The sequence below is a fragment of the Nocardia sp. NPDC059764 genome, assembly GCF_042732555.1.
Taxonomy (GTDB): Bacteria; Actinomycetota; Actinomycetes; order Mycobacteriales; family Mycobacteriaceae; genus Nocardia.
In genome coordinates this window covers 1-21,009 of record NZ_JBHWHH010000100.1, presented here as the reverse complement: position 1 = coordinate 21,009, position 21,009 = coordinate 1, and the positions used below count along the sequence as shown (strand labels likewise).

Below are 21,009 nucleotides of genomic sequence, written 5' to 3'. Positions count from 1 at the left end.
CCCGGGACTGGCCGTCGCGGACCGCGACGATCGGCGGCCCACCCGGTACAGCGTGACGCCCGCTCGCGCGACGATGGCGCGACCGGGTTCCAGGGCGATGCACGGGCGCGGGAACCCGTGCCGGGCGCACGCCGCGTCCAGAGCGGTCGAACCGGTCCGGTACGTGCCTTTTACGAGCCCCGGTTCGATCTTGACGTTTTGCTGATCAGCCGCCGAGCTTCTTGTAGGCGGCGCCCGCCACCACCGAGGTGATGGACCGCGGCCCGAACTGCCCGGCGATGCTCATACCCTTGCTGATCAGGCCCGGGACCACTCGCATCTTGTTGCGGGCGAGCGCGTCGATGGTGATCTTGGCGGTGTGGGCGGCGGTGACCCAGATGAACTCCGGGATCTTGCTGCCCATCTCCTCCTGGTCCGGGTTGTCGGTGCGGACCGGGCCGGGGGCCAGCAGGGTGACATTGACGCCGGAGCCCTTGAGCTCGCCGCGCAGCGACTCGGAGAAGGTGTTGGTGAACGCCTTGCTCGCCGAGTAGGTGGTGTTGTGCGGAATCGGCATATTGCCGGCCGCGGAACCGGTGATCAGGATGCCGCCCGCGCGGCGCTCCAGCATGCCGGGCAGCACGGCCAGCGTGAGGTCGTGCACGGCCACCGCGTTCAGTTCCATGATGTCGCGCTCGTAGTCCAGATCCAGCTTGGCGAGCGCGCCGAAGGTGGCGACACCGGCGTTGTTGCACAGGATCGCGATATCGCGGGCGGCCAGCTCCTTGGCCAGCGGGGCCCGCTGGTCCCGGTCGGACAGATCCACCGCGCGCACCTCGGCGGTGATGCCGTACCGCTCGGTCAGCCGCTGCGCCAGATCGGCCAGCAGATCGCCGCGCCGGGCGACGAGGATCAGCGAGTAGCCCCGCGAGGCAAGCTCTTCGGCGAGGGCGACCCCGATCCCGGAGGAGGATCCGGTCACGACGGCACGATTGTCGGCGGTGGGTGCAGGCAGGCTCACGACATGGCAGCCTACCCACGGAGTCGGGTGGCGGACAGCCCGGTGCGAGCGCCGGGTATCCGTGCGGGGTGGATACCCGACGCCGCGGGCTCAGCGCGAACGCGCGGGCAGCGGCTCGCGTCGGCGGTGCCTGGTCAGCCCGCGTTCCCGGTGCACTGCGAATCGGTGATGTGCACGCTGCTCGGCTCGGAGCTGCCCAGGCTCACCAGCAGCGGGCTCGGATCTGGGCCGCTGGCGGCGATGGCATTGGCCTCGGCCATGGCCTTGGTGCGGCCGAGGCCCGTGTAGAGGTTGCCGTCGCGGTTGGCGAGAGCGGCGCAGCCGTTCACCCAGCGGATCTTCACGTAGCAGTTGGAGACCCCGCACTGTTCCAGTGCGGCGGCGTCCGCGCTGCCCTGATCCTCGTAGTTCCAGGTGGTGCCGATGCTGTAGTAGTTGCCGTCGATGCCGACCGCCATCGAGCCGTAGAGATCGCCCGCGGCGTGCGCGGTGCCCATACCGCCGACGAACATCGCCGCGGTCGTCGAAGCCACCAGGCCGAGGGCGGCCTTGCGAGTCAGAGCCATAGAGATTTCTCTCCCCCAAGATCGTTGAAGCAAATGCCTCGTGATCATGTCAGGAAGGTCCGACACCGCCGACCATCTGAATCGGTTGGTGGATAGGTCAATTCCGCGGTTTCGGCTCCATGAACGCGATGCCCCAATTCACGTGGCCGCGCCACACCCCCGCGATGCGGCCGCCCTGGACGGCGGGTTTGGGGTCGCCGATCGGGCCGCCCGCCGCGCGGATGGCGGCGACGGCGGCGTCCAGATCGGCGGTCATGAAGGCGACGCCGACCAGGGCGGGCGGCAGGCCGGAGGTGACCGCTTCGACGAAGGGTTCGCCGACGCGGTAGAAGGCCATCTCGGGCCCCTCCGGGCCGCGGGGGAAGAAGCGGCGGCGCGGTGGGACCCCGAGGACGGCGGTCAGATCGGTGACGGCGGAGTCCAATTCGGGAACCCAGTAGACGACGTGGTCGATGATCGTCACGCCGTTGGGGTGCGCCGCACCGGACTCGGTCTCCGCCGATTCCAGGTAGGGCACCCCCAGGGTCGCGGGGTCGGCGTGGGTTTCGTCGAAGCCCCAAGCCGCTTCGCCCAGAACGCATTCGACCTGCCCGACTCGGAATCGGCCGTCGGTGACGGTGAAACCCAGTGCCGCCCAGGACTGCTCGTCACCGGGCAGTCCCAGGCGGGTGAGGTTCGGCATTACAGGCTCGCCGCCAGGCGGGTGCCCTGGTTGATGGCGCGCTTGGCGTCGAGTTCGGCGGCCAGGTCGGCGCCGCCGATGAGGTGCACCTTCACGCCCGCGTTCTGCAGCGGCTCGTGCAGGTCGCGCACGGATTCCTGGCCGGCGCACAGGATCACGTTGTCGCATTCGATGACCTGCGGGCGCTGCCGCTTCTCGCCGTAGCTGACGTGCAGGCCGCGGTCGTCGATGCGCTCGTAGTTGACGCCGCCGATCTGCTCGACGCCCTTGGCCTTGACCGCGGCCCGGTGCACCCAACCGGAGGTCTTGCCCAGATCCTTGCCGAAGGCGGACGACTTGCGCTGCAGCAGCACGACTTCGCGGGCGGCGGGGGAGGGCTTGGGGGTGGTGACGAAGCCGGGGACGGTCGGGTCGTCGGAGACGCCCCACTCCTCCTTCCACTCGTCGAGCTCGAGGCTGGGATGCCCTTCGACGGTGAGGAATTCGCTGACGTCGAAGCCGATCCCGCCCGCGCCGATCACGGCCACCTTCTTGCCGACCTTCTTGCCGTCGCGCACCAGTTCGGCGTAGGTGAGCACCGTCGGGTGGTCGATGCCGGGGATATCGGGGATGCGCGGCTTCACGCCGGTGGCCAGGATGACCTCGTCGTAGCCGCCCGCGATGAGCTGCTCGGCGGTGGCGCGGGTCTCCAGATGCACACGCACGCCGGTGAGTTCGAGCTGCCGGGTGAAGTAGCGGATGGTCTCGTTGAACTCTTCCTTGCCCGGGATGCGGCGGGCGATGTCGAACTGCCCGCCGACCTTGGCGTCGGCCTCGAACAGGTCCACATGGTGCCCGCGCTGGGCCAGGCTGACCGCGGCCGACAGCCCGGCCGGGCCCGCGCCGACGACGGCGAACTTCCGGGTGCGGCGGGTGGGCAGCAGCTTCAGCTCGGTCTCGTGTCCGGCGCGCGGATTCAGCAGGCAGGACACGGTTTTGGCCTGGAAGGCGTGATCCAGGCAGGCCTGGTTGCAGGCGATGCAGGTGTTGATCTCGTCGGTGCGCGCGTCCTGCGCCTTGCGGGCCCAGTCGGGGTCGGCGAGCAGCGGACGGGCCAGCGAGATCAGGTCGGAGTCGCCGCGGGTGAGGATCTCCTCGGCGGTCTCGGGCATATTGATGCGGTTGGACGCGCACACCGGAATGCCCACGAGGTCTTTGACCTTCGCGGTCCACTCCACGAACGCGGCGCGCGGCACCGAGGTGACGATGGTGGGCACCCGGGCCTCGTGCCAGCCGATGTCGGTATTGATGATGGTGGCCCCGGCGGCCTCCACATCCTTGGCGACGGCGGCGATCTCGTCCCAGGTCTGGCCCTTCTCCACGAAATCGGCCATGGAGAGCCGGAATACGATGATGAAGTCCGGGCCGACCGCCTTGCGCACCCGGCGCACGATCTCCCCGGCGATGCGGCGGCGGTTCTCCGGCGAGCCGCCCCACTTGTCCTTGCGCTTGTTGGTGCGCTCGGCGAGGAACTGGTTGATGAAATAGCCTTCACCGCCCATGATCTCGACGCCGTCGTATCCCGCGAACTTGGCCAGGGCGGCGGTGCGCGCGTAATCGTCGATGGTGTTCTCGACGCCCTTGCCGGACAGCGCGCGCGGCTTGAACGGGTTGATCGGGGCCTTGATGGCCGAGGCGGAGACGCTGGTCGGCATGTAGGAGTAGCGGCCCGCGTGCAGGATCTGCAGGGCGATCTTGCCGCCCTCGGCGTGCACCGCCTTGGTGATGGCGCGGTGCCGGTAGGCCTCGGTCTTGTTGGTCAGCTTCGCGCCGAAGGGCAGCAGCCAGCCGGTGCGGTTGGGGGCGTAGCCGCCGGTGATGATCAGGCCCACACCACCTTTCGCGCGTTCGGCGAAGTAGGCGGCCAGCCGGTTGGTGTGCCAGGCGCGATCCTCGAGGCCGGTGTGCATGGAACCCATGACCACCCGGTTGCGCAGGGTGGTGAAGCCGAGGTCCAGGGGTTCGAACAGGTGCGGGTACGCGCTCATCGGCGAGTGCCTTTCGGGTCGGACGCCTGCGACCGGGCTGTGTCGCGTTTCAGGGCGTCGAGTACTTCGTCGCACCAGTCGATGAACCCCTCCTCGACGCGGATGCCGCCGCGCAGGACGAGGTACTGGTGCAGTTTCGGGCCGGTGAGTTGATCCGGCGCCGGGTAGTCCTTCTTCTCGAAGGCGCGGTACAGGTCGAGGCGGTGGGTGTGCTGGTCGCGATGGCGTTGCACCTCGCCGACGATCACGCTCGGTTCGCCGAGGGAGGCGGCGCGCAGCTTGACGCCGAGGTCGCTGCGCAGCGGTTCCAGGTCGGCGGGCTCGGCGATCCAGCGGATCAGTTCGTCGCGGCCGGCGTCGGAGACGGTGTAGACCTTCTTGTCCGGGCGGCCGTCCTGCGGCACGGTCTCGGCGATCACCCAGCCCTGCTCGTCCATGCGCTTGAGGACGCGATAGATCTGCTGGTGGGTGGCGTGCCAGAAGAAGCCGATGGATTTGTCGAACCGCTGGGCCAGGTCGTAGCCCGAACTGGCGCGTTCGGTCAGCGATACCAGCAGCGCGTGTTCGAGGGCCATGCCGCCAGGGTAACTGCTACGAGACGTACTATGCAATTCAGTGCATAGAGCCCGCGTGTGGTGCGCAGACGTCGGCGTGTCGGTTAACGCGGCCGGTAGCGGGGCTGATTTCTGAGCGAACCACTCGCCCCTGGGGATGCTCGGGCGGGGATGAACCTCAGGGGGGCCGATATGCGGTCGACATTCGCCACGGTGGGGGCGGCAGTCCTCATCGCGACATCCGCGGTACTGATGACCGCGTGCAATGACAAGACGGGCACTCCGGTGCCGGTGACGTCGGTCAGCGCCGCGCCGCAGGGGGCCGGGCAGCCGGGCGCCACCAAGCCCGGTGGCGTCGACACCCGGGCGTTCCTACGCAGTATCGGCAAGACCGGTTGGTACGAGGGCTTCGAGATCACCATCGACCAGGCCACCGTCACCGCCGACGGATTCGGCGGCGCGAAGATCCGCGTCGACATCACCTACAAGAACACCACCACCGCCAACAAGACGCTCGCGGTCGTGCCCGCCGTCCAGATCGGCGGCGCGATCGACGGCGGCGCCGGGTGGAACAGCCCCGAGGTCCCCGGAAAGGGTTCCGCCACCGGCGATATCACCGCGTCGGTGAAGTCGTACGACACCCCCGAGCACCTGCTCGACACCATCACCATCCTCTACGGCAGCGCCGCGGAGAACCAGACCAGGTTCCCGCTGAAGACCGACGCCAAGGTCGAGAGCATCGCCCCGCGCACGCTCGATATCAGCGGCAAGCTCACCCAGGATCAGACGACGGTCGAAATCACCGGCGCCACACTGACTCCCAGCTACACCAAGAACGAGGCCGGGAAGATGGAGCTGGCACTGCGCGTCAAGTTCATCGGCGGCGCGGGCATCGCCGCGGGCGGCACCAACATCTCCTACACCGACTTCAGCGCCAAGACCCCGGCCGGGTCCACCGAGGTGGCCGACTTCCGCGGCGCCGTCATCGAACTGCTGGGCCGCAATCAGACGATCGACAAGGCGGGCGACGTCATCGTCTTCCTGGTCCCGTCGCCGGGCACCGGCCCGTACACCCTCTCCTTCGACGCCGCCAAGGGCGAGAAACCGGCGGGGACCCTGAGCTTCACCGTCAGCTGACCCCCGCCCCGCCTCTTTGCTCCGCGGTAGCCGTGTGCGGGTAGTCGACTACCCGCACGCCACGGTGCGGAGTTCACCTCCCGAGTGGCCCTGCGTGCACTCCATCGACGATTTTGCCTGGTTCAGGTAGTTCTGTACCCGTGAGACCTCGGATCCGAACGATGAGAATCGGTCTTGTCGATTCGGGAAAGAGGCTCCGATGGCTACCACACAGAAAGACCACAGCGGCGTGACGGTTCGGGTATCGATATCCGCCGCGGGGATCGACGACGAGCACATGGACCGGCAGACCCGCATGCTGCGGACGGAGCTGGCCGCGATGGACGGCGTCGAATCGGCGGTGCTGGCGCGCGACACCGCCGGGGCCGCACCGGGTTCGAAGGTGGCAGACCCGGTCACCCTCGGCGCGATCGTGCTGGCCTTGAGTGCCTCCGGCGGGGTGTTCACCACCTTGATCGAGACGGTGCGGGACTGGCTGAAACGCGATCCAGGCGCCCGCCGGGTGACGGTCACCATCGACGGCGAGAGCATCGAGCTGGAGGCCGCGAGCGACGCCGAGCAGCACGCGCTGGTCGAGGCCTATCTCCGCCGGCACGGCGCGGTGGCGGGGTGACGCCATGGCCGGCCGATTCGCCCTGGTGGTGGCGACCTACACCTTCCACGATCCCGGACTGCGCCAGCTGACCGCACCCGCCCACGATGCCGAGGCGCTCGCCGAGGTGCTGGCCGATCCGGCCATCGGCGGGTTCGAGGTCACCACGTTGATCAACGAGCCGCATCACGTGGTCGGTTCGGCGGTCGGTGATTTCTTCACCGACCGCAGGCGCGACGATCTGACCCTGCTGTACTTCAGCGGCCACGGGCTCAAAGACGACGCGGGCAAGCTCTACCTCGCGATGACCGACACCCGCACGCTCAACCCGCTTTTCACCTCGGTCGCCGCGGATCAGATCGACTACGCCATGACCGGCTGCCATTCGAACCATCAGATCCTGATCCTGGACTGCTGCTACAGCGGCGCGTTCCCGGTCGGCGCGATCGCCAAGGCCGACGACCAGGTCCACGCCCTGGAGAGCTTCAGCGGCCGCGGCCGCACCGTGCTCACCGCCTCCGACGCCACCCAGTACGCCTTCGAAGGCGAGGTCCCGCACGGCCAGGCGACGCAGTCGGTGTTCACCCGCCACCTGGTCACCGGCCTCCGCGACGGCGGCGCCGACCTCGACCAGGACGGCGACATCACCGTCGACGAGCTCTACAGCTACGTCCACGACCACGTCGTCGCCGAACGCCCCCGCCAGCGGCCCAAGAAACAGGACAACGTCGAAGGCCGTACCGTCCTGGCCCGCAACCGCAATTGGCAGGTGCCGCAACACATTCGCTCCGACCTCGAAAGCCCGGCCGTCCGCGACCGCCGCAACGCCCTCGAAGACCTGGACCAGCTTTACCGCACCGGCGGCGCCATCGTCCGCACCCGCGTCCGCGACGCCGTCACCCAACTCGTGAACGACGACAGCCGCGCCATCGCTGCGGCGGCCGCCGCCTGGCTCGACACCCACCCCACCGGCCCGGCAACGACGCCCACCGGCGGCGGTGCCGGTACACCACTGGAATCCGACTCACACTCGGTCGGCGAGACCGTCCCGGCAACGACGCCGGAGCGCACCGATGATGCTGCGCGACACCAAGACTCGCCGACCACCGATCAGGCGCCGCCGCATCCGGGCCGCGAAGGCGAAGAAGACGAAGGTGTGGCAGAACCGGCCGCCCTGTTCGGCGGGTCCGAGCCGCCTCCCCGGTCGGAGCATCAGGCAACCGAACGCCCCGACGGCCGGGCCCGACGCAGACTGCGCGATCGGAGATGGGCGGTACCGATGGCGGCCGCCGCCATGGCGGTCGGTTGCGTAGCCGCGGTAGGTGGCTGGTATCTCGCCCCTACCGGCGTGGCGGGACACGCCATCGGCGATGCCTCAGCGTTGCGAGGGCCGGATATCGATCTGCTGAAACTGATTGCCCCAGACGGCTATTACCGGAATAACTGCGGCCATATGGACCCGGACACGGGACAGGTCGCGGCTATCGAATGCGAAACCAACAAGGCGGCCGGTATGCCCATGGCGCGCTTCTATCACTTCGCCAATGCCGATAAGCTCGCCGCCCTCTACCAGACTTTCGGTCGAGTCCTGCACACCGGCAGCTGTCCCGGCGACCCGCCGGGACCGGACGCGCCGGTTTTCGACGCCTACGGCAAACCAATGGGCCGCAAGACATGCGCCCTCGATCCCTCGGTCAGTCCGGCCGCATCGGTACTGGTCGTCACCGACGAACCCGACCTTGCGATCGCCGCCTTCTACTACAAGCCGAGTGACTGGACATCTCCTCTTGCCGCGCAGCTACGGGATTACCGGGCAGCGCGGGGCTACCGTCAATTCCTGGCGGTCGAGGACGCGAACGACCCAGATGAATTCACCTCAGCGGACAAGGACCTGCTGAGAGGTGTCGGCGGCGGCGGCTTCACTCGCTCGAATTGCAGGCACGAAAACCCGGCACAACTGGGGAACGCGAACATCAGTTGTAGTACACCGGTGACCTACCCCGACGCATCGTTCCTGGGATTCCCCAACGCCCCCGCCGCGAACGCGATGTACCAATCGGAAGCGAAGGTGCTCTCGGGTCACGCCTGCGATGGTCGGCCAGGGCAGGACACACCGTGGACTCAGAACGACAAACCGGTCGGCCGGTTCACCTGTGTGGTCGCCCCCGCCGATGCGGTCCACCCGGACGACCACACCCCCTGCCTGATCTCGATCCACGACGCCCTGCACATTGTGAGCTTCTTCTGTGCCAGGTCCTCCGGTGCTCCCCAGACCGCGATTACCACCGAAGCGGACCTGACCGCCTGGTTCCAGAAAAAGTACGTGTAACCAGACAAGTCATCTCGGGGCGACCCACCACTGTGTTCCGTCAGCCGAGTCCCGTCGCGAAGGCCCGCGCCGCAGCCAGTTCCGCGGCGTCGGGCCGTCCCTTGTGGATTCCCCCGACCAGCTTCAACGGCGCGACGGTATCCAAGGCCCGCACCGAGAACGTATCCACCACTTCGAACCCCTTCGGATCCCTCGCCCACCAAATCTCCTTTCGAATTATTCGAAAGCAGTGCACAATGGGGTGAACGCGAGGAGGGCGAATGGCCGAGACATTGGACGAGCGCACGCTGCTACCAGAACACCCGGATCAGATCGCCGAGTTGCGCCGATTTCTGGACTCGGTACCGGCCACGGTCGAAGCCGCCATCCTGCGGTCCGCCGATGGTGAGGTGGTCGCGTTGCCCGCAGAGGTTGTCGAGGCCCTGCGACTGGTGGCACGCGCGCTGTCGGAGGGAAAGGCCGTCACTGTCGCGCCCCTCCATACCACCCTCACCACTCAGGAAGCCGCTGAGCTGCTCGGCATGAGCAGGCCGACCTTTGTGAAGTTGCTCGATTCGGGTGCGATCCCCTTCACCCGCCCCGGTCGCCATCGACGTGTCCGCCTCACCGACGTGCTCGCGTACCGCGAGTACCGACGAGCCGAACGCTCGGCGGGCCTATCGGAGCTGACCAGGATCTCCGAGGACATGGGTCTTTACGACGACATTGCACCGAATCCATTGAGACGGAACTGAATCGATGCGGCGGATACTCCTCGATACCTGTGTCCTGTACCCCGCCCACCTTCGCGACACCATTCTCCGCCTCGCGGAAGCAGACCTCATCCAGCCGCTGTGGTCCGCGGAGATTCTGGCCGAACTCCACCGAAATCTCGCGGCCCGGAACAGCGGCGATCCCCAGGTCTCCGTGCAGGCCGACCGGCTGATCAGCATCTTGCGGAACTACTTCCCGGACGCGATGGTGGAGGGCTACATAGATCTGGTCGACCGGATGGAGAACCATCCGAAGGACCGTCACGTCCTCGCCGCAGCGCTGCAGGGAAACGCGGACGTACTGTTGACGTTCAATCTGAAGGACTTCGCGGTCCGGCCGATTGGCGAGGGCTTTCCCGAGCTGTTGCATCCCGACGAATTTCTGCTCGACGTGCTCGATCTAGCTCCGGCGCAGGTAATTCGACTCCTCGGGAACCAGGTCGCCGAGCACAAACGGCCGCCCAAACACATCCAGGGCCTCCTGGACGTACTGGAACGATCCGGGGTACCCGCGTTCGCCGCCGAGGTCCGGCGTCGGCTGAACTGAGAAGTCATTGGTACCCGAAACCGAAGGCAGGGCAGAGCAGTTCGGTTCTGTGACTGCGAAGCCTGGCATTCGAATAGTTCGCGTCAAGCCACGGGCGACGCGACCGACAGCCCTCAGCCGAGCCCAGCCGCGAAGGCGCGCGCCGCCGCCATATCGGTGGCGTCGGGCCGCCCTTTGTGGATTCCCCCGACCAGCTTCAACGGAGCGAAGGTGTCGAAGGCCCGCACCGAGAAGGTATCCATTACCTCGAACCCCTTCCGCCCGAGCAGCCGCGTCATCGGACCCATGACGGCGGGAAATCCACTGGTGGCGAACACGAATGCGCGCCCCTGCTGCCCCTCGGGCAGTGAGCGTGCGAATTCCCGCAGACGGGGGTGGAAGGCCATAGAGAAGATTCCTGATCCGAACCCCACCAGGTCGTATTCCGCGAGGTCGGCGGGTGAAACCTCTTCGGGCTCAACGACGCGGGCTCCGAGGACTTCACCCATGGCCTCCGCCACTCGCCGCGTATTCCCGTGCGACACCGAAACGCACACGATCAGAGTCTTCATCACATCGCTCCCTGCTTCCCCGATGATTCCGGACATCCTTGTGGACACCGCCCGCGTGCCCGATCGTGACATCGAGTTGATGTGGTGGTCGTCACAGGGATATGTTCGGCGGCGGTAGCATCAGCGGCTATGTCGGGCGATCAGAGGCCGGTGACCACGGCCGGGCGCGGGGATACGGGTTTCACCGGGGCGATTCCCGAGGTGTACGACTCGCTGCTGGTTCCGATGATCTTCGCGGAACCGGCTCGGCTGCTCGCGCGGACGGTGGCCGCCTCCGACGGGGTCGACGTGCTCGAAACCGCTGCGGGGACCGGCGTGCTGACCAGGGCGCTGGCGCAGCTGGGGAGTCACCGCATCGTGGCGACCGATCTGAACGAACCCATGCTGGCGGCGGCTGCGGCGCGGCTGCCGTCCGAGCGGGTGCGATGGCAGGTGGCGGATGCCGCGGATCTGCCGTTCCCCGATTGCTCGTTCGATGTCGTGGTCTGCCAGTTCGGCGTGATGTTCCTGCCCGACAAGGTGCGCGGTTACGCCGAGGCCCTGCGTGTGCTGCGCCCGGGCGGCATGTTCGCGTTCAGCGTCTGGGATCGGATCGAGACGAGCGCGGTCACCCAGACCGTCACCGACGCCCTGTGCGCCGCCGCACCGGACGAGCCGCTCGAGTTCCTCCGCCGAACCCCGCACGGCTACTTCGACTTCGACCGCATCCGCGCCGAACTCGATGCGGCCGGGTTCGACCACATCAGCGGTGAGTACCTCGACGGTTCGAGCCGTCAGACGGCGGAAACGGGTGCGGTGGCGTTCTGCCAGGGCACCCCGCTGCGCGGCGAGATCGACCGTCACTCGACCCTGAACGTCGAGTCCGCGACCGCGATCGCCGCCGCGGCATTGCGGGACAGGTTCGGATCCGGCCAGTTCGACGCCCCGACCCGCTGGTTGCAGTGGACAGCCGCCCGCCCTCGGTAATCGAGCGCCGCGAGGACGATCACCCCGACCGCGGCGACCACGTAGGCGATAGCCGACCACCCGGAGATCGATTCGAAAATGGTTGCGGCACTGCCGGACACGTTCCCGTCCCCGGTCGCCAAGGCCGCCAACGGAACCAGGTGATCATCGGCCTGATCGGTGAAATCCGGCAGGGTCAGCGCGAAGGCCGGCACCGCGAGATCAGCCACGCCGAGAGCGATGAGTGTGCGCGGCCGCAGTCAGGGTGCGCTCGATCCTGCTGATCGCGGGCGTAGCCGGGATGAGCCCGGCTACGTGCCTTCCTGAGTAGATCTGCCTAGTCGTGCGGGGCCTGGCCCTCACCGGGTCGCACGGATGGCGAGGGTGGCGGCGAGGGCGAGGGTGACTCCTTCCGCGATGGCGGTGGTGCCTACGGCGTGGGCGGCGGCGATGGGGTTGGTGGCGAGGGTGAGGAAGAGGGTGCCGAAGGTGGCGACGCCGATGACCACACCGAGTTGGACGCAGGTGACGAGGATGCCGCTGGCGTCGGCGGCGAGGGCGACGGGGATCTTGCTGGTGGCGCGGGCCATGAGGGGGCTGAAGGCAAGGCCGTAGCCGATGCCCATGACGGCCAGGATCGCCAGGTCGAGGGGGTTGACGGAGTGGCCGTCGCGGAGGGACAGGGCCATGGCGATGGTGGTCGCGGCGGCGAGGAGCAGGCCGCCGGGGATCATCGCGCGGTGGAAGCGGGCGGGGATGCGGGTCCAGTTCAGGCTGACCAGGCCGAAGGTGATGCCGTTGGGGACGAACAGGAGTCCGGCGTGGACGGGGGAGTAGCCGAGGGTGGATTGCAGGTGGATGGTGAGGATGAAGACCCAGCCGCCGAAGGTGCACATGATCAGGAAGAGGGTGGCCGCGGCGGCGAGCAGGCCGGGGGCGCGGACCACGCGGTCGGCGAAGAGTGGTTCCCCGCCCCGGCGGTGCACCCAGCGTTCCACCAGGGCGAAGGCGGCGAAGCCGAAGGCGGACGCGCCCAACGCGATCCGGGTCCAGGCGGGCCACTGCTGTTCGTGCCCGAGCACGAGCGGCACCGACAGCGCGAGGACCGAGGCGGTGAGGACCGCCAGCCCGGGCAGATCGAGCCGGCGTTCACCGCGCGGGGTGGCGGCGGGCAGCACGCGCGGCGCGACCGCGAGCAGGGCGACCCCGATCGGAACGTTCACGAGAAACACTCCGCGCCAGCCGGTTCCGGCGATATCGCTGCTCACGATGACCCCGCCGAGGATTTGGCCCACGACCATGCCCCCGGAAATGACGGCCGCGTACACCGAGAGCGCCCGAGCCCGCGTGTTCCCGGTGGCGGTGATCTGGATCAGGCTCATGACCTGCGGCACCATGGCCGCCGCCCCGACGCCTTGGAGGAAGCGGAACGCGATGAGCGAGGCCGGATTCCACGCCAGCCCGCAGGTGAGGGAGGCGAGGGTGAACAGCGCGAGTCCCGCGACGAACATCCCGCGCTGCCCGAACCGATCACCGAGCCGTGCCCCGGTGACCAGCAGCACCGCGTAGGCGATGACGTATCCGGAGACGATGAGTTGCAGCCCGGAACCCGTGGCGTGCAGGGAGGTTCGGATCGACGGGATGGCGACGTTCACGATGGATGCGTCCAGGACCGCCATGAACTGGCCGAGCAGGATGACGGTGAGGACCGCGATCGGACGTCGAACGCCGCCGAGAGCCGGCGTGGTCGGCGGCGCGGCAGCCGCGGGTGGGGTGTGGGTGAGGCTCTGAGACATGAGATTCAGCGTGCGCCGCGACCGACCCCGCTGACAGGAGTCCGGTTATACGGGTACTGGCACCACCTGGATACCCTTAGCGAAACCCGCCACCATGGAGGCATGGTGTCAGCAGCGGGATACAACGTCCTCGTCGAGCGGACCGCCGGAGCGGCTGCGCGCGCCGGTGATCCGCGGTCGGTGCGCAAGGTCCGGCGGGGCGAGTTGTCGACGTTCCTGAAGTCGCGGCGGGCTCGGATTCGGCCGGAGGATGTGGGGTTGCCGGTGGGGGCGCGGCGGCGCACGCCCGGTTTGCGGCGTGAGGAGGTGGCACAGCTGGCCGGGGTGGGGATCACCTGGTACACCTGGCTCGAGCAGGGGCGGGACATCAATTGCAGTGTGCAGGTGCTGGATGCGATCGCCCGGGCGTTGTGCCTGGACGGCGCGGAGCACGCGCATCTGTACCGGCTGGCCGACGTGCCGACGGCCCCGGCGCTGGTGGTCGAGGAGCCGGTGCCCGAGGAGGTGCAGACCATTCTCGATCACCTGCATCCGCTGCCCGCCACGCTCTTCAACTCCAAATACGATGTGCTGGCCCATAATGCGGCGTACGCGGCGATGTATCCGCTGTTCGTGACCGGCCACCGCAACGCATTGCGCAAGGTCTTCCTGGCCGACGAGTGCTGCACTCCGTACCCGGCGTTCTCGGAACCGGACCACCTGGCTCGCATGGTCGGCTACCTGCGGGCCGCGTACGCCCGCAATCTGGGCGACCCGGAGTGGACGGAGTTCATCGACGGCATGGTGGCCGACAGTCCGCGATTCGCGGAACTGTGGGCCCGCAATGACGTCGCCCTCCCGATCGGCCGCACCCGCGTGGTCCGCAATCTGGCCGTCGGTGTGCTCGAGATGTACATGACGAGTATGTCGCTGCCGTCGATCGCGGGTGCGTGGATGCAGGTCTGGACTCCGTCCACGCCGGAGGCCTGGGACCAGCTGCACGCCCTGCTCGCCATGACCGCCGAGGAATACCGCCGCCCGTGGGCCGAGCACGTCGAGCAGGTGCACGGCCGCACTCTGGCCTGACCCGCCACCCGGCGTGGATGTCGCACGCGAGTCGCGTTCGGTCGCTTAGTCTGCGCTGATGACCGAGGCGTCGGGTGAAGTCACCGTCGGGCAGGCGACCGGGCGGGGAACCGTACTGGCGTGGGGATTCTGGGACTGGGCGGGCGCCTCGTTCAACGCGGTCATCCTGACCTTCGTGTTCTCGGTGTATCTGACCGACAAGGTGGGTGCGGATCTGCCGGGCGGGATCTCGGCGAGCGCCTGGCTCGGGTGGGCGCTGGGCGGGGCGGGCCTGGTGGTGGCGCTGACCGCGCCGGTGGCGGGCCAGTGGTTCGACGCCACCGCGAGACGCAAACTGGCCCTGGGCATTCTGACCTCGGTGACGGTGCTGCTGATGGCGGCCATGTTCTTCGTGAAGGACGACTACCACTATCTGTGGGTCGGTCTGGTGCTGCTGGCGGTCGGCTCGGCCTCGTTCGAGCTGTCGCACGTCCCGTATTTCGCCATGCTGCGGCAGGTGTCCACGCCCGCGAATGTCGGCCGGGTGTCCGGATTCGGCTGGTCCATGGGCTATTTCGGCGGCATCATCCTGCTGTTGATCAGCTATGTCGGGTTCATCGCGGGCAAGGGCGACAATCGCGGTCTGCTCGGCGTCCCGATCGAGGACGGTCTGAATATCCGCTTGGTCGCGGTGCTGGCGGCGGTGTGGTTCGCCGGTTTCGCGGTGCCGCTGTTCCTGTTCGTCCCGGAGGTGCCGCGCACCGACGCGGATCCCGGTGCGGCGGTGCGCGGCCGGGCATTCCTGTCCTCGTACCGGGTGCTGTTCCGGGATGTGCGGGAGTTGTGGCGCACCGATCGCCGCGCGGTGGGTTTCCTGCTGGCCAGTGCTGTCTTCCGGGATGGCCTGGCGGGCGTGTTCACCTTCGGCGCGATCCTGGCGGTGAGGGTGTACGGCATCGCGGATGCCGACGTGTTGTTGTTCGGCATTGCCGCGAATGTGGTTGCGGCGCTGGGCGCGCTGGTCGGCGGCGGGTTCGACGACCGTACCGGCCCGAAGACGGTGATCGTCGCCTCGCTGCTGGGCATGATCGTGTGCGGCGCGTTCCTGCTGGTGTTGTCGGGCCCGCTGATGTTCTGGATCTTCGGCCTGTTGCTGACCGTATTCGTCGGTCCCGCACAGGCTTCGGCCCGCTCGTTCCTGGTCCGGGTGTCCCCGCCCGGGCGCGAGGGCCAGATGTTCGGTCTCTACGCGACCACCGGTCGCGCCGTATCCTTCCTCGCGCCAACCCTTTTCGGATTCTTCGTGTGGGCGTTCGACGCCGAGCGCGCGGGTATCGTCGGCCTGCTACTGGTGTTGATCGTCGGCCTCATGCTGTTGCTGCCGGTACGCGGGGATGACCTGCACGACAAGTGAATTCGCCGTAACGGTCCGGTCTCAGGGCCGCCAGGCGCCCATGCCGAGCGCGATGAGGCGCACCTGGAGCACCGCGCGGTCGACGGTGCGCGCGCTCTCGCGGGGTTCGGCCATCAGGTAGTCGGCGATCCGGTCGGCGACGGTGGACACGATGAGGTCGGCCGCCAGCTCCAGGTCGTCGGGCGACCAGTCGTCGAGGGCCCGCACCCGGGACAGGTCGACCACCAGTTCCCGTTCGATGAGTTGCATCTCGACCGAGATGGCCCCGCGCAAGGGCGCCGAGCCGCCGTGCCGTTCGCGAATCAGGAAGCCCCACAGATCGCGCTTGCCGTCGACCTGTTCGAAAACGAATCGCACGGTGTGGGCGAGCGTCGGATCGGGGGTGCGCCGCATTTCCCGCAGCGCCAGCCGCAATTGCCGCACGCCTTCCTCGACCAGTGTGGTGCCGAGTTCGTCGAGGGAGGCGAAATGCCGGTAGAAGGCGGTGGGCACGATGCCGGCCGAGCGGGCGATCTCACGCAGGGAGAGCGCGGCGAAACCGCGGTCGGCGGCCAGGGCGAGGGTGCCGTCGAGCAGGGCCGCGCGGGTGCGTTCCTTGCGCTCGACTCGGGTAGCTGCCTGCTCGCTCATCTCGATGAGCATACATGCGTTCACATTCGTTCCGTTCGAGAGATGTCGTGTGGGTCACACGAACTGCCGGTTGAACTGGAGTGGCTTCACCGGGCACACTATCTCAGTGTACATATGTGCACCGAAATGGCGTCGAAGTCAGCGTGGACGGCGACGCCGGCTCGGACAGCGCGTCGAATGTGGAGAGGCGTCGCTGAGCCCGGCGACGCGACAGGAGGCTCACATGGTCGGACTACTCGACCTGGTGCAGAAGACAATGACCACCCCGCACCCGCTGGATCGTTACCTCGAGCTGGTGCGCCCGACCCTGGCCCGGCGCTCGATACGCGCGGAGATCACCCATGTGCGGCGCAGCGCGGTCGGTTCGGTCACTCTCACCCTCAAGCCCGCCCGGCAGTGGACCGGGCACGTGGCGGGGCAATACGTGCGGATCGGCGTCGTGATCGACGGCGTGCGCCACACCCGCTGCTATTCCCCGGTCAATGCCGACGGACGTCGGGATCGGCACATCGAACTCACCGTCAAGGCCCACCCGCAGGGGTTGGTCTCGAACTACCTGCACGACAACGCGATCCCCGGCATGGTGGTGGACCTGGAGCCCGCCGCGGGCGTGTTCCACCTGCCCGCCACCCGCCCGGAGGCGGTCGTGCTGATCAGCGGCGGCAGCGGCATCACCCCGGTGCTGTCCATGCTGCGCACCCTCGCCAACGAGGGCTACCGCGGCCGGATCCTGTTCCTGCATTACAACCGTTCTCCGGAATTCGTCCCGCACCGCGAGGAGCTGGAGGCGATCGCCATGCAGCACGGCAATGTGCGGGTCGAGTTCCGCTACCCGGAGACCCGGCGTCACGGCAATTTCGGCTATGACGAGCTGGAGGCGCTGGCGCCCTGGTTCCCGACCGCGCAGACCTACCTGTGCGGCCCGCCCGGCCTGATGAACGCCGTGCGCACCGTCTACGAGGCCGAACAACTCGGCCCGCGTCTGCACAGTGAGGAGTTCACCCTCACCGCGGCGGTCGTCGACCCGTCCGCCGCCGAGGGCAAGGTGACCTTCTCCGGCAGCGGCGTGGTCGCCGAGAACACCGGTGAAACCCTGCTCGAACAGGCCGAAGCCGCGGGCCTGAGCCCGGAGTACGGGTGCCGCATGGGCATCTGCTTCTCCTGCACCGCCGTCAAGCGCAGCGGCTGCACCCGCAATCTGCGCACCGGGGAGCTCGACAGCGACCCGGATCAGCCCATCCAGATCTGCATCAACGCCCCCGTCGGGGACGTCGACCTCGCTCTGTGAACGGAGAGATCATGGCGATTCTTACCGAAACCCCCGAGGGCCCGCTGGTCCTCAGCGTCGAACAGGTCGAGGAGATCGGCCGCGAACTCGACGCGCTGCGCGCCCGCGTCACCGCCGACCTGGGCGAGCGCGACCGCGACTACATCTACAAGGTGATCAAGGCCCAGCGCGGCTTCGAGATCGCCGGCCGCGGCCTGCTCTACCTGGGCTTCCTGCCACCGTTCTGGCTTGCGGGCGTGGCCGCGCTGAGTGTGTCGAAGATCCTCGACAATATGGAGATCGGCCACAACGTCATGCACGGTCAGTGGGACTGGATGCGTGAGCCGACCCTGAATTCCCGTGTCTTCGAATGGGATACGGTGTGCCCGGCCGACCAGTGGCGGCACTCGCACAACTACATGCACCACACCTACACCAACATCCACGACATGGACCGCGACATCGGTTACGGCATCCTGCGGATCGACGAGGGCCAGAAGTGGAACCCCTACTACCTGGGAAACCCGGCCTACGCGTTCGCGCTCATGGTGCTGTTCGAGTGGGGCGTGATGCTGCACGACCTCGAGGTCGAGAACATCCTGACCGGCAAGCGCAAGTGGTCGGACGTGAAGGCCCTGCTCGCGGGGCAGGGTCGTAAGGCCGGCCGGCAGGTCCTCAAGGACTACGTGGTGTTCCCGGCGCTGACCGGTCCGCTGTTCCTGTCCACGCTGGCGGCCAACTTCACCGCCAATATCGTGCGCAACCTGTGGACGTTCTCCATCATCTTCTGCGGGCACTTCCCCTCCGGCGTACAGACGTTCACCAAGGAGGAGACCGCCGAGGAGACCCAGGGCGAGTGGTATGTGCGCCAGATGCTGGGCTCGGCGAACATCAAGGGTTCCAAGCTGTTCCATGTGATGTCGGGCAACCTGTCGCATCAGATCGAGCACCACCTGTTCCCGGACATCCCGGCCAACCGCTACCCGGAAATGGCGCCTGAGGTGCGGGCGCTGTGCGAAAAGCACGGCCTGCCGTACAACACCGGCCGCTTCTCCAGGCAGATCGGTTCGGTATGGGCGAAACTCTTCAAGCTGGCGCTGCCGCCGTTCCTGGTCAAGAATTCCGGGCAGGCCGGTGTTATCGTGATGCGCCGGGGGCAGGCGAGTGAGGTGGGCGTATAGATGATTTCCAAATTCGAGAGCAACAAGGATCTGATCCAGGAATTGACGTCGTCGGGAGCGCGGCACGTCGGCAATATCGCATCGATCATCACCGGCACGGTCGCCGAGGTGACCCGGGAGATCGGTGACTGGATCACCGACGCCATCGAGATGCGCGAAGCCGCGGCCGCCGCCGAGAAGGACGCCGCCGCGCAGCGCGCCGCGGACCTGTCCGACGACCTCGACGAGACGCCGGAACCACTACGCGCACAGGATGATTCGGCGACCAAGCCGGTTCCGGGCGAGCGCGTGACGCAGTCGGACGTCATCGACGCCGAGGTCGTCGACCCCCGCTAGCCCCGGGGTTTCTACCAGGTGGGGAGTCGCCGCCGGTGCTGGGCGACTTCGGTGATCAGATCCCGATAGCCGTCGGCGAGCTCGGCCAGCCGGTACCACTGCAGGTGGGCCTCGGTGTCCACCCCGCGGTGGGCCCGGTCCTCGCTCACCCGGTGCGCCTTGGCGCGGCGCCGGGCTCGCCCGTCGGTGGCTTTCGGAACGCCGTTGGCCGGGGCCGGAGGCCCACCGTTGCCCAGGGCCTGTTGTGCGGCAACCCATTTCGCGGCCATGCGGTCGATGACGGCGCCGAGGGTCTCGGTATGCAGGGAGGCCCCGGCGCGGTGCGGGATATTGATCGCGACCCAGTCGTCGATGCGGGACACCAGCTCGGCGCGGCGGGCGTCGATCCGGTCGATATGGTGGGCGCTGGCGGCGACATCGTCGGGGGTGGCGTCGGCGGCGTGGGCGGAGTCGAGGGCGCGTTGCCGACGTTCGTGGCATCGCACCAGCTCGTGGGCCGATTCCAGGACGTCGCGGTCGCGGCGGGCGGTGTCTATCGGTTCTCGGAAGGCGCGCAGGAGCGTGTCCGGCGAGGGAAGTTCGGCGCCGAAACCCGCTCCCGTGTAGTCGATTGCCATTTTCCCACCCTCGGCCGCGCATGCGTGTGGATACGCCAGGGCCGAGGGGGATTCGGGGAGGGGCTCCCCTCGGCTCCGGCGCAGCCCCGCACCCGGAACGCAACAGCCCACCACCAGCGACACGGTGAAGTAACCGGGAAATCCGCGACGATGCGATGAGAAGACTGTCCGATAATGCGGGACATATTCAGGAAAGCGCGATAGTCGGAGGGGCGCAACCATCCGGCGCGTGATCGGCGAAGCTGCCTGAAAATCGTTATACAGCATTACAAGACGGTCACATGGGCGCTGCGGTTGAAGGCTGATCGACACCTGCGCGGGCGGTGTGTGGGACGGCTTCGGGGGTGCTTCGCCGCCGGGTCGAGGTTGCCCGGGGGCCGGTTCGGTTACTGAAGCTTATGAATAGCTATCTTTGCGGCGCGCCGAGGGTGCGACGCGCCGAAGTCGGTTAGCCTCGATATTCATGCCCGCCTATGCCTCTTCGCCGGAGCTGCGGTTCGGTTTCATGTTCGCGCTGGAAGACCCGGAGCGAATTGCCGAAGTCGTCCGGAACCTGATCGTTCGCCGAACGGTGTCGGTGTTCCGGCTCGCGCATCTGTCCGACGACAACGGACCGCCCGATCGGTTTGTCGTGAACTGGTCCGCCTTGCCGCAGATTGCCATCACGACCGCCGCGCCGGAGCCCGACGAATTGCATTCCAGCGGAACGATGCTGGTCAACGCGTTTCTCGGCGAGGGTGGCGAGATCAGCCTCTACTCGGCGGGAGCCCGACCGCCACAGTAGGAACTGGACGGTCCTCTCTCTGTGACGCGTGACACAGGCCGTCTCAGTTATCTCTCAGCGACAGGCAAGGTTCGCCTAAGTCTCCCTCGGCAGTGTGGGTCCCGTCGTCGGCCGGAAATCCCGGACGGCGGCGACAACAGTAGAGAGGCTGAAAAATGATCCCGGCTATCATCAACACTGGTTCCGCTGCTCTGAACGGCGTTCTGGACACCGGCAGCGCCGCCCTGGGTGGTCTGCTGAACACGCTGTGGACGGGTT

The 21,009-nt window shown here is 67.6% G+C and carries 22 protein-coding genes; 12 read left to right on the top strand and 10 right to left on the bottom strand.

The window, feature by feature from the left end; all coding sequences use genetic code 11:
* Nucleotides 1-205: 205 nt before the first annotated feature.
* The 5 genes from cmrA to ACFV4K_RS21930 all read right to left on the bottom strand — a co-directional run bounded on the left by cmrA (nt 206) and on the right by ACFV4K_RS21930 (nt 4,850).
* The gene (cmrA, locus tag ACFV4K_RS21950; protein WP_357284449.1) at nt 206-1,000 is read right to left on the bottom strand and encodes a mycolate reductase; all 795 of its coding nucleotides are present in this window, start codon (nt 998-1,000) and stop codon (nt 206-208) included.
* Nucleotides 1,001-1,134: 134 nt separating this feature from the next.
* On the bottom strand, nt 1,135-1,566 hold the full coding sequence (locus tag ACFV4K_RS21945) for a DUF4189 domain-containing protein (protein ID WP_379277241.1): 432 nt from the start codon (nt 1,564-1,566) through the stop codon (nt 1,135-1,137).
* 97 nt (nt 1,567-1,663) lie between these two features.
* The gene (locus ACFV4K_RS21940) at nt 1,664-2,248 is read right to left on the bottom strand and encodes a VOC family protein (protein WP_379277239.1); all 585 of its coding nucleotides are present in this window, start codon (nt 2,246-2,248) and stop codon (nt 1,664-1,666) included.
* Complete coding sequence (locus ACFV4K_RS21935) at nt 2,248-4,275, bottom strand: FAD-dependent oxidoreductase (RefSeq protein WP_379277237.1); 2,028 nt, start codon at nt 4,273-4,275, stop codon at nt 2,248-2,250. Before ACFV4K_RS21935 ends, ACFV4K_RS21940 begins: the two co-directional genes overlap by 1 nt.
* Nucleotides 4,272-4,850: a PadR family transcriptional regulator gene (locus ACFV4K_RS21930; RefSeq protein ID WP_379277235.1), complete on the bottom strand. Its 579-nt coding sequence runs from the start codon at nt 4,848-4,850 to the stop codon at nt 4,272-4,274. The genes ACFV4K_RS21935 and ACFV4K_RS21930 overlap by 4 nt, the downstream gene beginning before the upstream one ends.
* A 171-nt stretch (nt 4,851-5,021) precedes the next feature.
* Between ACFV4K_RS21930 and ACFV4K_RS21925 the strand changes: the two genes are divergently transcribed.
* From ACFV4K_RS21925 to ACFV4K_RS21915, 3 genes are all read left to right on the top strand, one after another.
* Nucleotides 5,022-5,966 carry a hypothetical protein gene (locus ACFV4K_RS21925; protein ID WP_379277234.1) on the top strand — a complete coding sequence of 315 codons (945 nt, stop codon included), beginning with the start codon at nt 5,022-5,024 and terminating at the stop codon, nt 5,964-5,966.
* A 199-nt stretch (nt 5,967-6,165) separates the two neighbouring features.
* The gene (locus tag ACFV4K_RS21920) at nt 6,166-6,579 is read left to right on the top strand and encodes a hypothetical protein (RefSeq protein WP_379277232.1); all 414 of its coding nucleotides are present in this window, start codon (nt 6,166-6,168) and stop codon (nt 6,577-6,579) included.
* Nucleotides 6,580-6,583: 4 nt separating this feature from the next.
* Entirely contained in the window at nt 6,584-8,887 is a 2,304-nt protein-coding gene (locus ACFV4K_RS21915) for a caspase domain-containing protein (protein ID WP_379277231.1), read from the top strand.
* Nucleotides 8,888-8,927: 40 nt separating this feature from the next.
* Here the strand turns inward: ACFV4K_RS21915 and ACFV4K_RS21910 are convergent, their stop codons facing one another.
* Entirely contained in the window at nt 8,928-9,059 is a 132-nt protein-coding gene (locus ACFV4K_RS21910) for a hypothetical protein (protein ID WP_379277229.1), read from the bottom strand.
* 88 nt (nt 9,060-9,147) lie between these two features.
* On the opposite strand from ACFV4K_RS21910, the gene ACFV4K_RS21905 reads away from it, so the two are divergent.
* Together ACFV4K_RS21905 and ACFV4K_RS21900 are read left to right on the top strand one after the other, a co-directional pair.
* Nucleotides 9,148-9,621, top strand: a complete 474-nt coding sequence (locus ACFV4K_RS21905; RefSeq protein ID WP_379277227.1) for an excisionase family DNA-binding protein — start codon at nt 9,148-9,150, stop codon at nt 9,619-9,621.
* A gap of 4 nt (nt 9,622-9,625) precedes the next feature.
* Nucleotides 9,626-10,186 carry a putative toxin-antitoxin system toxin component, PIN family gene (locus ACFV4K_RS21900; protein ID WP_379277226.1) on the top strand — a complete coding sequence of 187 codons (561 nt, stop codon included), beginning with the start codon at nt 9,626-9,628 and terminating at the stop codon, nt 10,184-10,186.
* 113 nt (nt 10,187-10,299) lie between these two features.
* Here ACFV4K_RS21900 and ACFV4K_RS21895 read toward each other — a convergent pair whose 3' ends face one another.
* Complete coding sequence (locus ACFV4K_RS21895; RefSeq protein ID WP_379277224.1) at nt 10,300-10,737, bottom strand: flavodoxin family protein; 438 nt, start codon at nt 10,735-10,737, stop codon at nt 10,300-10,302.
* A 129-nt stretch (nt 10,738-10,866) separates the two neighbouring features.
* Here ACFV4K_RS21895 and ACFV4K_RS21890 point away from each other — a divergent pair, with 129 nt between their 5' ends.
* A complete protein-coding gene (locus tag ACFV4K_RS21890) occupies nt 10,867-11,703 on the top strand; it encodes a class I SAM-dependent methyltransferase (protein WP_379277222.1) in 837 nt (278 codons plus the stop codon).
* Nucleotides 11,704-12,041: 338 nt separating this feature from the next.
* Here ACFV4K_RS21890 and ACFV4K_RS21885 read toward each other — a convergent pair whose 3' ends face one another.
* Complete coding sequence (locus ACFV4K_RS21885) at nt 12,042-13,478, bottom strand: MFS transporter (protein WP_379277221.1); 1,437 nt, start codon at nt 13,476-13,478, stop codon at nt 12,042-12,044.
* Between the two features lie 102 nt (nt 13,479-13,580).
* On the opposite strand from ACFV4K_RS21885, the gene ACFV4K_RS21880 reads away from it, so the two are divergent.
* Together ACFV4K_RS21880 and ACFV4K_RS21875 are read left to right on the top strand one after the other, a co-directional pair.
* On the top strand, nt 13,581-14,543 hold the full coding sequence (locus ACFV4K_RS21880) for a helix-turn-helix transcriptional regulator (protein ID WP_379277219.1): 963 nt from the start codon (nt 13,581-13,583) through the stop codon (nt 14,541-14,543).
* Between the two features lie 58 nt (nt 14,544-14,601).
* Nucleotides 14,602-15,936 (top strand): MFS transporter, encoded by a 1,335-nt coding sequence (locus ACFV4K_RS21875; protein ID WP_379277217.1) that lies wholly within the window; start codon nt 14,602-14,604, stop codon nt 15,934-15,936.
* 21 nt (nt 15,937-15,957) lie between these two features.
* Here ACFV4K_RS21875 and ACFV4K_RS21870 read toward each other — a convergent pair whose 3' ends face one another.
* Complete coding sequence (locus ACFV4K_RS21870) at nt 15,958-16,566, bottom strand: TetR family transcriptional regulator (RefSeq protein WP_379277216.1); 609 nt, start codon at nt 16,564-16,566, stop codon at nt 15,958-15,960.
* A 223-nt stretch (nt 16,567-16,789) separates the two neighbouring features.
* Here ACFV4K_RS21870 and ACFV4K_RS21865 point away from each other — a divergent pair, with 223 nt between their 5' ends.
* The 3 genes from ACFV4K_RS21865 to ACFV4K_RS21855 are packed head-to-tail and all read left to right on the top strand — an operon-like array spanning nt 16,790 to nt 19,350.
* Nucleotides 16,790-17,854 (top strand): ferredoxin reductase, encoded by a 1,065-nt coding sequence (locus ACFV4K_RS21865; RefSeq protein ID WP_379277214.1) that lies wholly within the window; start codon nt 16,790-16,792, stop codon nt 17,852-17,854.
* A gap of 11 nt (nt 17,855-17,865) precedes the next feature.
* Nucleotides 17,866-19,014 (top strand): fatty acid desaturase family protein, encoded by a 1,149-nt coding sequence (locus tag ACFV4K_RS21860; RefSeq protein ID WP_379277213.1) that lies wholly within the window; start codon nt 17,866-17,868, stop codon nt 19,012-19,014.
* Complete coding sequence (locus tag ACFV4K_RS21855) at nt 19,015-19,350, top strand: hypothetical protein (RefSeq protein WP_379277211.1); 336 nt, start codon at nt 19,015-19,017, stop codon at nt 19,348-19,350.
* Between the two features lie 11 nt (nt 19,351-19,361).
* On the opposite strand, the gene ACFV4K_RS21850 is transcribed toward ACFV4K_RS21855, so the two are convergent.
* On the bottom strand, nt 19,362-19,967 hold the full coding sequence (locus ACFV4K_RS21850; RefSeq protein ID WP_379277210.1) for a DUF4254 domain-containing protein: 606 nt from the start codon (nt 19,965-19,967) through the stop codon (nt 19,362-19,364).
* A gap of 463 nt (nt 19,968-20,430) precedes the next feature.
* Between ACFV4K_RS21850 and ACFV4K_RS21845 the strand changes: the two genes are divergently transcribed.
* Nucleotides 20,431-20,751 carry a hypothetical protein gene (locus tag ACFV4K_RS21845; RefSeq protein ID WP_379277208.1) on the top strand — a complete coding sequence of 107 codons (321 nt, stop codon included), beginning with the start codon at nt 20,431-20,433 and terminating at the stop codon, nt 20,749-20,751.
* Nucleotides 20,752-21,009 lie beyond the last annotated feature (258 nt).